General features: G+C 45.3%; 10 protein-coding genes. All 10 read right to left on the reverse strand.

Annotated features, from left to right (window positions below; genetic code table 11):
- Positions 1 to 137: 137 nt before the first annotated feature.
- A complete protein-coding gene (locus tag K8I84_RS06610) occupies positions 138 to 1,160 on the reverse strand; it encodes a glycosyltransferase (RefSeq protein ID WP_223793948.1) in 1,023 nt (340 codons plus the stop codon).
- Between the two features lie 79 nt (positions 1,161 to 1,239).
- Positions 1,240 to 2,289: a hypothetical protein gene (locus K8I84_RS06615; protein ID WP_223793949.1), complete on the reverse strand. Its 1,050-nt coding sequence runs from the start codon at positions 2,287 to 2,289 to the stop codon at positions 1,240 to 1,242.
- A 5-nt stretch (positions 2,290 to 2,294) separates the two neighbouring features.
- Positions 2,295 to 3,284, reverse strand: coding sequence for a hypothetical protein (locus tag K8I84_RS06620; RefSeq protein ID WP_223793950.1), 990 nt, complete (start codon positions 3,282 to 3,284; stop codon positions 2,295 to 2,297).
- A gap of 144 nt (positions 3,285 to 3,428) precedes the next feature.
- Complete coding sequence (locus tag K8I84_RS06625) at positions 3,429 to 4,553, reverse strand: glycosyltransferase (RefSeq protein WP_223793951.1); 1,125 nt, start codon at positions 4,551 to 4,553, stop codon at positions 3,429 to 3,431.
- Entirely contained in the window at positions 4,541 to 5,422 is an 882-nt protein-coding gene (locus tag K8I84_RS06630; RefSeq protein WP_223793952.1) for a sulfotransferase family protein, read from the reverse strand. Before K8I84_RS06630 ends, K8I84_RS06625 begins: the two co-directional genes overlap by 13 nt.
- 245 nt (positions 5,423 to 5,667) lie before the next feature.
- Positions 5,668 to 7,872: a polysaccharide biosynthesis tyrosine autokinase gene (locus tag K8I84_RS06635; RefSeq protein ID WP_223793953.1), complete on the reverse strand. Its 2,205-nt coding sequence runs from the start codon at positions 7,870 to 7,872 to the stop codon at positions 5,668 to 5,670.
- A gap of 5 nt (positions 7,873 to 7,877) precedes the next feature.
- Entirely contained in the window at positions 7,878 to 8,321 is a 444-nt protein-coding gene (locus K8I84_RS06640; protein WP_223793954.1) for a low molecular weight protein-tyrosine-phosphatase, read from the reverse strand.
- Between the two features lie 14 nt (positions 8,322 to 8,335).
- Complete coding sequence (locus tag K8I84_RS06645) at positions 8,336 to 9,457, reverse strand: polysaccharide export protein (RefSeq protein WP_223793955.1); 1,122 nt, start codon at positions 9,455 to 9,457, stop codon at positions 8,336 to 8,338.
- 135 nt (positions 9,458 to 9,592) lie between these two features.
- Positions 9,593 to 11,062: an undecaprenyl-phosphate galactose phosphotransferase WbaP gene (wbaP, locus tag K8I84_RS06650; protein ID WP_223793956.1), complete on the reverse strand. Its 1,470-nt coding sequence runs from the start codon at positions 11,060 to 11,062 to the stop codon at positions 9,593 to 9,595.
- Between the two features lie 35 nt (positions 11,063 to 11,097).
- A complete protein-coding gene (locus K8I84_RS06655; RefSeq protein ID WP_223793957.1) occupies positions 11,098 to 12,582 on the reverse strand; it encodes a capsule assembly Wzi family protein in 1,485 nt (494 codons plus the stop codon).
- Positions 12,583 to 12,696 lie beyond the last annotated feature (114 nt).

Genomic DNA, 12,696 nt, shown 5'->3' on the forward strand with positions numbered 1-12,696 from the left:
ACCAGTTTGGTCATCAAGTCATTTTATATTTACACAAATAATAGAACTTAAATCAAAATTATCTATCGTCAAAAGAATCAGAAACAACGAAACCTCTTAAATAATTACAAACACCGGATTCTATGCAAGAAAATTAATTATCCAAACCTAGAGTATAGACGAACCAATTCACGAGAAAGTCTCGCACTTGTGTGGCGCTCTCTAATCGAACTAAGGTTAGCATCCGCCCTTGCCCAGGCACTTTCTTCTCCTCGTATTAGACAGCGAAACTCTTCATAAGCATCATCAACATTAGTAACAGTATTCAGTCCTTCTGAAGAAAAAGGACCGATATTCCGCAAAACTAATGGACGACTAACCTCAACCGCCTCCAACACTGAGACCGGAAATCCATCCCATTCTGCGCTATGAAAATAGACATCAAGCTTGGACAAAGCCTTAAGAACCTCCGAGCGTGGAGTCCAACCAGTTACTTTTACCCCGCACTTACGAAGAAACTTTTCACCGACTGGAGCCCCTCCTCCCAGCCAAACGAAATCCGCCTCATCTGCCAGCCGCTTAGATATTTCACCAAAAAACCTATAGCCCTTTTGATTTGTAATCCTGCCTACCATGCCCACCTGCAGCCTGCCCTTTCTCTGAGCCGGTTTACTTTGGATATCAATTGGCTCACATATATTTACAAGCTCAAACACATCCCATTTACGACTCAGTGAAGCTGCAATCGAAGCCTCATCTTTACTACATCCAGCTAACACATGCGTCCTATGACTCAATACTCTTTCCAAAAACAAATATAAATATGACAGTCCAAACTTATCGTCTCGAAGAAATGAAAAACCATGAGGTGTATATATTACTGGGACGCCCAACTTCCAGCAAAATATTCTAACAAAAAATCCCGCAAAAGTACTATGAACGTGAAGAACATCCGGATTTATTTCAACTACAAACCTTTTAAAATTTTTAATTGCAGAAATACTTCTTGAAACAAAGCAACTAGCTTTAAAATTAGCATCCTCCTCCTCACCTGTAATATCCGAAGTTCGAACAGAAGCAAACAAATAATGCTCAAAACATGAAGATGACTTGACATAACTATTAATGGCAGTTGTCACACCAGCGCCCATTGACTCCGTGACATGAAGAACTTTAACCAATTATACAACCCCAAAAGACAAAAAATAAATAAAAAAATATAGATAAAACCAAAGCAAAAATAACAACAACATCACTTAATTAATAAAACACTCGAACAAAACTATTAACAAATGAAAATACTCTTGGAAGCCTATCTTTTATAATCCTATAACAATAACGAATAGCATATTCAAAATTCAAAAAAACAGATCTTTTTCCCAATTTTTCCCTACGTAAGGTTCCATTACGCTCCAATCTTTTAGCGCTCAGAACCAATTCTTCATCGACAACCAAGCCAGCGCGACGGACACAATGCCACTCGGTTTCTGGGTAGCAAATATTAATAGCCATTTTAAATTCATTAATATTAGAAAACCTTAGCCCAAAATCCAAAAAATCTTCGTACCCCTTACGAAAATTAAGAATATAAACTCTCTTATTCGCCAATGAAGCCGTATGCAAAACACTGGATGGTGGCGAAATGACTGCATCTACACATCCAATAACATCTGAAAACGGTGCATCCACGATATTCACCGGCTTTCGTTTCAGAGACGCGTTAATTTTACTTAACAAATAATTATCGAAAATCCTAAGCGCAAAACTTTCCCCTCGCTTATCCAAGTACTCGATAACATCAACCAAAATCTTCGCCAAATCGTCTCTTTCCGTATCATCAAAGTACGCCGTCTTCGCCGAGGTAATAAGGTATTTATATTTATCAACCGCTTTTTCATGACCTTCTTCCAACCCAAACGTCAAACGCTTGGGCAGGAATAAAACTGAATTGCCAAAGTTACTGGCAATATAGTCACGATGTTTTTTTGTGGGCGTAAATATAGTCGTATAACAATTTTCGGACAAAAGTCCATCGACACGGGAAAGCACGAAAGGATTTTTTTCCGCATTCGCAAGATCAAAAATTCCATCCATCAAGAATATCGCGGGAATGCCTAATGACCTAGCATAACCACACAACGTTCTACAGCTTGGATCGTGATCGATGGCGTTTACGACAAGGTCAAATTTTTTTAAAAAATGAGAAACATCTAAACTAACTAAAAAACCAAACTGCGCGTCAATATCTGGAGTAACATCGATTCCTAACTCCTCAAAATAAGACTTTGGCTGTAAAAACAAAACCCTCATATAAACTATTTCCTATATGACTTTGTAGCGGAAAAAAACAAAAACAAAAACAGCCAATAAACAAAAAATGTGGGTCCATATCGTGAAAGAGAGAATATCACAAAAAATAAAACTCCACCTTTTTGACCTAAAGCAAAAAAAAGAACAAAGCCATAACTAAATATAGCAAACAACAAACCAAAACTATAAGCCACAAAGAAGAATGATCCATTACCAGTAACATGGCCACACTCGTAGCATCCAGGAAAATTGGTGCCCAAACCATAACCGAAAAAAATGTTATAAAAATCGCCGGAAAAAAAGTAACGTAAATTATTTAATTTATAAGAAGTCGAGCTATCAGATTCTGCACCACCTTCGAAACGATCTACAAGGTATCCAAACACATCTAGATACTTAAAAATAAAAAGAAAAATGGGCAGGAGAACCAGGATCAGAACAAGACTACCTCGCCTGCTGAACAGGTATTCTCTAAAAAAGGTCAAAGAGATACAAAAAAACAGGAAAACTCCAACAAATGAGAACGTTAATGGAACTGAGAGCAGCGCAGCAAAGAAAATCCAATCATTCCTCTGGACTACTAAACGATATATAATCAAGGCCATAGATACGATTGTCGAATATGCTCCAGGCTCCAGATGATACCCCGAAAACCGATAAAATTGGCCTAACTCCACCAACTGATAACTTTGCCGTGAAAAAGAAAATATCTTTCCATGGATATACGTATTCTCGCCAAAAAATAGGACATTTAAAACCTGAACAAAAAATGCTAAAAGGTTTAATATCAGAAATATCCTTATCGGCGCCACCAAATCATCGACTCGCCCCTTAACACTCAAATAATATATATACGAAATTATTGATGTAATAATTATTGATGAAGCGTCATTAAAAGATATCTGTAAGGAAAGTGTGGCAGGAATTAAATACAAAAGAAAAAAAACAAAATTTTTTACATCAAAATCATATAAAAAAATTTCTTTAAATCTCACACTAAACAGCAGAACACAAAAAAAAAGGCAAATTAAATAATATTTTGAATATATGCTTCCAGTAGCCGACTCTGTGGAGAACGACAAAAAAGTGAGGAATATGAAAAACAATGAAACTATAGAGGCTAACCTATTAACCAACATCTAAATATCCAAGTATCTTTTTACGACGCTAGCCACATCAAATTTTTCGTAATCAACTTCAAATATTGGGTAAATATTATTTGAGGCTCTCTGAATATTTTTCATAAGTTTCGTTTGATCATTAATAGAAAATATTTCAGAGTAGTACTTTTCCTGAACAACATCATATGCAGCCCCTCCACACTCGCCTATAATCAGAGGTGTCTTTAGAAACTGCGCTTCTATCGCCAATGTCGGCAACCCCTCATAAAAACTATTTATAATTACGGCGGTGGCCTTGCAAATAAAAGGATAGGGGTTGTCCAGAAACCCCATAAAATGAACGTTTTTTCTTATACCAAGCCTCTCGACTATCGTTTTTAGATTACTATATTCTGGCCCATCTCCAACAACTACCAATTGCTCCGAAACACCGGAATCCGCCCAGGTTTTTATGATAGACTCAAAGTTTTTTTCTTTCGATAGCCGTCCACAGAGGAGAAAATATTTTTCTGGTATATTTTTGAAGACCTTAACTTTGGCAAGCCTTTCTACTCGCTCTTTATTTACGGGGTTATTGATAACCTCAATATTGTCAGCGGCGCTTCCAATAACTCTCTTCCAATCTTTTTTAACCCCATGAGAAACAGCGATCATTCGATCGGACAAAATGTTTTCAAGCCAAATAGAATTTAACTTTGACAATAGATTTGATTTTTTAAATATAATCCTACTCTTCAAACTATGAGAAACGAAAACAAACCGCCCGTCATTAAACCGGTTAAAGTTTGAATAAGCCCCAAACCCGCATAAAAACACTTTTTCTACATTGCCAAGCCTTGATACAAATCTAACAAATAGGGCGCGACTTAATGATCCAAAAATCCAACTGCCAAGAAACGGAAAAAAATAATTTAATGCTCTAGCCAACTTTCCAAATACGGAGTCTATGGGGAAAGAAAAGAACTCAGTCCTCACCTCAGAAAAACCTTTGTATTCTTGTTTTTCTCGGGAAAGCGATACAACTATTACATCATACAGACCCTGAACTTGTATTTCTTTCACTAATTCAGATGTAACAGTATTAATTCCGCCAATTGATAAGTTTCTCACGACAAATATTATTTTTGGCTTTAAATTTTCCATGCAGATAAATCCCGCGCTAGAAGTTCCTCCAATTCCACAATTTCATCTCTAAATTCCACCTCTAACTCCCTCTTAAAACTGGGCTTCATCGGTTCCCTAGGACCCTTTATTGTATTTAAGTCCAAAATAACGTCGTATAATTTAGTATGCCCTTTTCCTATGAGCGCGCGTTTGAGAGTCTTTAGCCATGAAGGAGGGTGCCTCAGAATGCGTGAAATCCATGGGAATCGATTAACCTGATTTGGGTTGATGATGGCGTTATCGGATGTTAGAGGTTCTATCTCGAGGAATTTGCATAACTCGCTTGTTACGCTTTCATTTTCTTTCTTTAAATCGTCATAAAAGAAAACTTTAACCTGCCCCAGTGGAAAATAACTATACACTCGTTTCAGTTGGTCGGAGTAGGCGAACACCTCCCTGTAATTCAAAACTTTTGGACTTTTGCATACATTAGGAATACCCTCTCCATGCTGCCTATTTCCTATTAATCGCCACGCACTTTCGAAATCTCGTTCCGTCTCATCCTGCGTATAAAGCAATTGCGAATGAAATGAATGGGCCGCTTCGACAGGGTTTCTTAAAATAACAACAATCTTCGCATTGGGATTATGGTTATATATATTACCCATTGCTACTGACGAGTACATATGAAATATTGAGGCATCACCAGTAATCTGATTCGACCTACGTTCCCTGTAGATATTTAAAAACTCTCTTTCGGTTTTGTGAGATTTGTATTTACCTAAGTCATCAGCGAAGAAATGTGGTTCCTTTTCCTCCGGAAGAAATACCTCAGGATGTTTTCTCAAATAATCATACAGTTTTGTGGTTCCACACTTTGGAGCACCAACAATAAAGAAATTGATCATGCGTTATTCCGAACAAAGAATATAAAATATGACCTGAAATTTGTATGCCATTAAAATTACGACAGAATAAAACCAAAAAAGAATCCAATGGGCTTTATTCCATGGAACCTTCGAACAGCGCCACATTGTAGTTTTTACCCAAAGAAATTCTACGAAATTTTCCTATTTTTCAGCCGAAATAAAACCATCTGCAGGGAGCCCAATAGCTATAAAAATGACTTTTTGAAGACCCAAAAATAGTAAAATCATGATTCTGTGGTTTTGTAGTCGTATAAATAGTATTCATATCCCGCTAACATTGGCCTTTTCTTAACGGCATTCAAAACACAACCATTTATACAAATACCAGCAAATTCTAGCTTTTTCTTGGCAAGTTCAATTTCCTTAATTGAGTTTACGCCGAATTTTGCAGTTAGCAGCGTTAACCCTACTTGTTGACCTATAATGGCGGAGTCAGTTACCGCCCCAATTGGTGGAGTATCAATAATGACCCAATCATATTTTTCGGAAAGATCTTCAATGAGTTTAGAAAGGCGCTTGCTCTGCAATAGTTCTGAAGGGTTCGGAGCTACCGAACCCCTAGAAATAAAGTGGAGATATTCATCATTTGTAGGTTGAACGATTGTTTCCAACTGCACCTGATTGCTCAAAAAATCCGTCAACCCTCTCTCGTTGCCCACTCCCAAAGTATTATGGGTGTATCCTCTCCGCATATCCGCATCTATCAACAATATTTTTTGCTGTGTTTGGGCAAAAACGGCTGCCAGATTCGCAGAAAGAAAGGATTTTCCAACTCTGGGACTGGGTCCTGTAATCATTAATACGTTTTTCTTCGCCTCTGTAACAGCAAATTTCAGACTGGTCCGAAGGCTCCGAAGCGACTCAATAGCCAAATCAGCAGGGTTCTCAGTTGCTAACAACCGCGCTTTTGGCGGATAGTTTTCGCTGCCCCGCTTTAACGCTTCTTTGCTCATTGCCTCCTGAGTCTGAGAAACCGGAAGAACGGCATAAACGGGTATTCCAATGGCTTCAATATCATCCGCACTCTCTACGCCTCGGTTAAACAAAGATTGGATGAGCACTAAAGCAGTACTAAATAAAACTCCCGTCATTATGCCAATTGCAATTATCAGAAGCTTTTTGGGGCTTACAGGCTGCTGAACATTAACTGCAGCCTTGTCTACAACGCGGACACTTCCAACTGTTCCTGCACGAACAATATCCAATTGCTGAATGTTCGACAGCATCTCCAGATAGATCTCATTGCCGACCTCCACATTACGGCGCAGCCGTACCAGTTCCTGCTGGGTTTCTGGAAGACCACCAATACGACTGTCCAGCTCCTGACGGCGCTCTTTCAGCTCCTCCATCTGGGAAGCCCAGGCCTTGTAGCGGGGGTGGCTCGGTCGGAAGCGCTGTTCGATTTCCGCTCGCTTGATTTCAAGCTCAGAAATCTGCTTCTCCAGCTCTACCACCTGCTCGAGAATGGCTTCGCCTTCGGCCGTAATGTCAATCGTTTCAGCACGAATCTGGAACTCATTCAGGCGCTCTTCCGCCGTTTCCAGTTCATGCTTCACTTCCGGCAGCTTTTTACGCAGGAAATCCAGCGACTTCGCAGCCTCTGCACTGTTGCGCTCAACATTCTGACGCACGTAATGGTTACCCACTTCGTTCAGCACGCGTTCAGCCAGTTGATAGTCGTTGTGCTGGTAGCTTAGTGAGATAATGCCCGAATCTTTCCCGACCTCACTGGCCCCAATGTCTTCCTGCAGTTCAGCGATCGCGCTGAAACGGCGGCGTTTTGTTAACTCGAAAGTCGTGCCTGGGCGCGCCATGAGTTCTTTCACCGTCAAGGCGTAGTCACCTGACGTTTCGGCACGGCCAACAATCCCCTCCAATACCGGCTCGCCTTTACTGTTTTTCAGCAACCAGCCGGAATCAGTTGCATGCAGCGTCAGAGGGTCGCCATATTCCATGGCCGGCACTTCCAGCCGGGAAACTTCCAATACTTCACCACCCCAGGCGTACTGCTCACCCAGCAGAGGCTCCGCCAGCTCACCATCAGAGCCCACAAAGCGACGGGCAATGGCCTGGCCAACGACCGGGAAATGGTTCGGTTCCACCACAACATCCAGTCCCAGTTCGTCCACGACGTTGCCCAGAACTGCGCGGCTTTTGATGAGCTGGATTTCGGTGGTCGCGGTGGAGGCGGAACCAAGCAGGCTGGAAATGTCCTCCATGCCCGGCATGGAGGCCTGCTCATCCTCTACCTGAATAAGCGATGTGGCTTTGTAAACCGGCGTTGCCAACAGCGCATAGGCGACGCCAATGACGGTAAAGGCCAAGGTAATACTTGCGATCAGCCAACGGCTGTCCCACAAAGTGCCAAATAGGGCCAGCAGGTCAATTTCGTCTTCATCCGGACGATGGGTAATCTTGGAGTCACTCATGGGGGTTACTTATCCAGGTATTTGAGCCAGGCATCGGAGGCCTGATCAATCAATTTGAACGCATGATCAAAGGCAGGGCGCTGCTGCCGGTAGGGATCTGGCACGGGCAGATCGTCGATCCATTTACCGAACAAAAAGGCTTTACCACGAACCTGCGGCGCCATGTCGTACAGATGTTTGAGGTGTTTCTCTTCCATGGCAAGAATCAAATCGGCGTGTGCCAGCATCTCTGCCGTAACCGGCCTTGCCCGATGGCCACCCGCATCAATGCCATGTTCGCGCAGCACCTCAACAGAGGTGGGGTCGGCGGGCTTACCCACCAGCGCGCCGACACCGGCCGACTCAATAGCGATGTCCGGTTTGTGCGCCAGCTTGTGTTTCAGGAGGTACTCGCCCATCGGGCTACGGCATATGTTGCCCACACAAATCACGAGAATGCGTTTAAACATGGCGTTGGTTACTGCTAGTTCGTCAATTCATCTTCCGCCTGGCCAAAGAAGTAAACGGCTTGTGCGGTGGGAAGTATTTGAGCAATCAGGCGGTTCCAGCGGGCAATCGGCGCAGCCGTCACGTAAACAATATCCCGGGGCTGCAGTTTGAACTGGTCCGCCAGGACAAGCGCAGTCGCGTTGCGAGCATTGAGCTGGTAAACGTCCGCGATCTTGTCGGAGCCTTCCTTTGCCTTGCGTACCACGAACACGCCACTGGCGTCAGCGGTCGCCTGGGCAAACCCGCCGGTATCGGCCAGCGCATCGGCCAGGGTGAGATCACTGCGGCCGAAATTGATGCTTTGCGGATCAACCACCTCACCGAGCACGAACACCTTGGCGGCGTCGTTGCGGGCAACGTGCACGATGTCGTTGGGGCGCAGCAGAATGTTTTCCCGGGTATCGCCCCGCTGCAGGAGCTCTCGCAGGGAAAACTCGGTGGTTTCGCCCCCGCGAGTCAGGGTCACGCTTGTCCAGTCCGCCAGTTCGGTCAGGCCGCCGGCTCGGGTGACCGCTTCTAGCAACGTTAGGGGCACATTGGTGACCGGTTGGGTTCCCGGCTGTTTCACCTCACCGGTGACATACACCCGCTTGGACCGGAATGAAGCCACCGTTACGTCCACCTGGGGGTTGGGGATGTACTCGGCCAGTCGCTCCCGCAGGATGTCCCGGATTTCAGTCACTTTCAGGCCGGCAACCTCTACCCTGCCTACGTAGGGGTAGAAGATGGTGCCGTCGTTATGCACCCAGTTGCCGGCATCGGATGGGCTTCGATCTGAACCCTGAGGGATGGTCAATTCCGGATGGTCCCACACGGTGATGTTCAGGATATCGCCCCGGTTTACCTCGTAATCGTAATCCCGCAGGCTGGCTTCCAGCGCCTCGTTGAACACCGGTTGCCGGATGGGCTGTGTTTTTTGCTCTGACAGCAACCGGGGGGTAATGGCGTAAATGTTGACCTGCTCTTGGAGATCAACCGAGCTCTGATCATTCTTGCCCTCGTACCAGGACGATTGGCCAGAGGGAATATGGGCACCGGGAATAACGGTGCACCCACCGAGTGTCGTCAATACCAGGGCAGCGGCCAGGCGTTTCATCAGGCGAATTTGTCCAGTTTGATTAGGTTGATCTTTTTGAAGGCTGGGGAGCATGCGAAATTCATCCACCAGTGGCAACAAAACTTGCGTTTCAATCTGCAACACATGCAGTTCCGCATGGTAAGCACACTGAGCTCAATAGGCCCCGTCTCTGCCCAACACGACTCTGACGGTTCGAAAAAGAATGACGATGTCGCTCCACAGAGACCAGTTCTTCACATACCAGGAGTCCAGGTAGATCCGACTGTCATAATCAACATCGTTTCTGCCGCTAACTTGCCATAGCCCCGTCATACCCGGTTTTGCGAGAAGGTAATGTCCGGTCTTTTCGCCATATTTTTCAATCTCTTCAGCGACTACCGGACGAGGGCCAACGAGGCTCATATCTCCCTTGAGCACATTCCAGAGCTGAGGCAATTCATCCAAGCTGGTTCTACGCAGAAAGTTGCCCACCCCAGTAACTCGCGGGTCATTTTTTAGCTTGAACTCTCGATTCCACTCATCACGAGCCTCGGGGTCATTCTCAAGAAGCTCCTCCAATACATCTTGAGCGTTCACTACCATGGACCGAAACTTGTAACACTTGAAGCTCCGACCAGCCATTCCAATTCGCTCATGGCCAAAAAACACCTGTTTGCCGGTTTTTCTAACTAAGAACCACAAAACAAAAAAAGCCGGCGCCAAAACAATCAGTAAAAGCAAGGAACCAAACACATCGAATAGCCGCTTTGCTAACCTAGACATTGGCCGATGAAGATTATTTCGCACATTAAGCATCATAACTTCATGACTAAAAAAGCTGTCGACATCCATACCGAAGAGCGGCACGCCTCTGAGAGCAGGAACAACCGAGAGCCGACGATAGAAAAGATTTAGCTTATCGAAGTAGTACTGCATCCGGTCGAGTCCGCCTCGCTCCAGTGCAATCACCACGTGGGGATAATTCAAAGCCTCAAGCGTGTTCTCCGGGTGCTGTCCTAAATGCGCAACAGGGTAGTTTCGTTTGCCTATTCGAATCTTCGGGTCTCTCGAAGGGCCGGCTGATAAAAAACCAATAACTCGGTAACCCAGGGTCTTGTCCTGCATGAGGGCTTTCGCTGTTTCAACGGCGTTCGGCCCGTCACCCACAATCACCGTCGGCCGCTCCCACAGATCAAGCAACGCCATTGTCTTGATAGCCAAGAACCTGGCAACCGGTAGAGTGATACTTCCGATCAACCATATTACCCAGACTCTAGAACTGTCCTGCCCCGTCAAATTCGGAATAGCAGCAGTAAGAAGCGCGAGAAGAAAACAAACTTCGAGGAAATGGTAAATTTGATCCCAGAATGGCTTTCGGCGAGTGTATTGACTTTTCCTGATCTGGAAGATCACGAACAAACAAACAGATAGCAGCAGAAGAGAAAGATCATACAATCCCCCCGCAAAAATCACCTGAGTCGCTACTGAATAAGCAGCGGACAATCCGATGACTTCAGAACTCAGCAAACCAGCTGACTGAAAAAATCTACGTTGTCCAGGCTGCCTATTCGATATGTCAAATTCAGCGAAACTTTCATCGCTCTCGTTGCTTTGTAAATTTTCTTTCTGTTCAACTAATAGCACTACAAATACCCGCCAATATCAGACCAACTGCGTCTTTAAAGAGACAAATGCCACCCAAGAGAAGCCGCTAAGGAATCGAGTTCTCCATACTCGAGCTCAATATCATCAGTACTAATTACAACTTGGAGCTCTGCGCGACCAATTGGCAACGCTTTTAAATACCTCAAATTAAGAACGACCAAGTCTTGAGAAGATTCAGGGACAAAGTAATCGACATCTTTTGGAGGAAAATCTTGAGGACGACTGCGCCCATCCCGGTTGAGCTCTGCATAGGTAATATTTGCATTCCAGTAATTCGCCTCATCGAAGAAATGGAACATACCAATTGTCAGAGCTCGCGCATCAGAATCAAAAGTGGAAGCTATATTTCTTCCCAAGTACCGAAAACCAGACTTATAGGTATGATGCTCGTAGGCATAATTAGGCCTTGGTTCGCCGCCGAGACCTCCCTCGGTCATGGTATCGACTCCCTCTAAAAACCATTGCTGTTCTGCCCCTCCAAAAGCCGTGGTCCAATCCAGACCAAACTGATAAATCTTCCTCGATGGCAGATAACCCGCCTCATCATCGCCCACCACGTGGGCGTATAGCCCGACAGTCGATCTTCTGACCAGGAACCCATATCGAACATCAATTCCGGCGAGCTGATTGGCTGGGTCACGCCGCCCGTCGTCAGCATAAGTGTTATCGTCACCAATAATTGCCTCCCAGAGGGTGGAACCACTCTCTGGACGACCATCTCCGCCCCACTGCATCAACCGGGATAACCCAACTTCCAGTCCCTCAAGAGGTCTGAAATTTACCCGCACACCGATCAATTTGGCTTCTGGAACGACACGTTCTTCCTCCAACTGGCCGGCAAACACAGTAAAGTGCCATGGGCCCAGCCAGCTGAGCCAGGGACTTTCAGAGGCCTGCGTGTTACGCCGGCTCAACCAGACGGAAGGGATCGGGCGAGCGTTGTCGGAAAGGATCATGCTGGACTGCCATCCCGGCCCCCACCAGCGATCGATATAGCCTGCACCAACCGTCAGATTGCTGAAAGTGCCAGCCAGGTAGCTACCGTCAAGACGAAGGTTTTCATCATCTGTCGGGTCCGGCACATACGATGGACTGAAGCCCACCGCTATGGAGTCTCCAACGTACTCAAGCGAAATATCCAATTCGCCTTTTTCCCGGACGGCTCCGCCGAAACCACGAATCATCACCGGGCTTGTGCTGCCACTGAAGGAAACCTCTGCGCTACCCCCGATGGGGCCGGCCAAATCGGTCCACAGCGACTGATCCGGATTACCATCAGCCTTCGTATCGTTTTTCGCGTTAGCACGAGACAACGGCCAAGTCGTTACCGTTGCTTCCACTTCTCCACGGTCTGCAGCTTGCTGAACTTTGAATCTTGCATAGGCATCCCCGGGATTGATCCACGGAGAAGCGGCCGGGGCAGACGAGTAACCTGATACGATCAGGCACGCTACCGCCCCACCGACCAGGGTCCAGTGTTTTGAGGGCATGATGTCCATCAGTTTTTCAGTGGCAAAGCGGGGCCGTGGACATGAAAAATGCCCTAGCTTGGTCCCGTTCAAGTGATTTTGGTTATTTGGATATACTTCGAATGGTGGCGGGATTCTAACGGC

It is taken from the genome of Marinobacter sp. F4216 (assembly GCF_019931195.1).
GTDB lineage: Bacteria > Pseudomonadota > Gammaproteobacteria > Pseudomonadales > Oleiphilaceae > Marinobacter > Marinobacter suaedae.

Bases quoted from the DNA above. Each gene is read 5' to 3' on its own strand.
- K8I84_RS06615 (WP_223793949.1), bottom strand. From the start codon at position 2,289: ATGAGGGTTTTGTTTTTACAGCCAAAGTCTTATTTTGAGGAGTTAGGA.
- K8I84_RS06625 (WP_223793951.1), bottom strand. From the start codon at position 4,553: ATGGAAAATTTAAAGCCAAAAATAATATTTGTCGTGAGAAACTTATCA.
- K8I84_RS06630 (WP_223793952.1), bottom strand. From the start codon at position 5,422: ATGATCAATTTCTTTATTGTTGGTGCTCCAAAGTGTGGAACCACAAAA.
- K8I84_RS06635 (WP_223793953.1), bottom strand. From the start codon at position 7,872: ATGAGTGACTCCAAGATTACCCATCGTCCGGATGAAGACGAAATTGAC.
- K8I84_RS06640 (WP_223793954.1), bottom strand. From the start codon at position 8,321: ATGTTTAAACGCATTCTCGTGATTTGTGTGGGCAACATATGCCGTAGC.
- K8I84_RS06645 (WP_223793955.1), bottom strand. From the start codon at position 9,457: ATGAAACGCCTGGCCGCTGCCCTGGTATTGACGACACTCGGTGGGTGC.
- K8I84_RS06655 (WP_223793957.1), bottom strand. From the start codon at position 12,582: ATGGACATCATGCCCTCAAAACACTGGACCCTGGTCGGTGGGGCGGTA.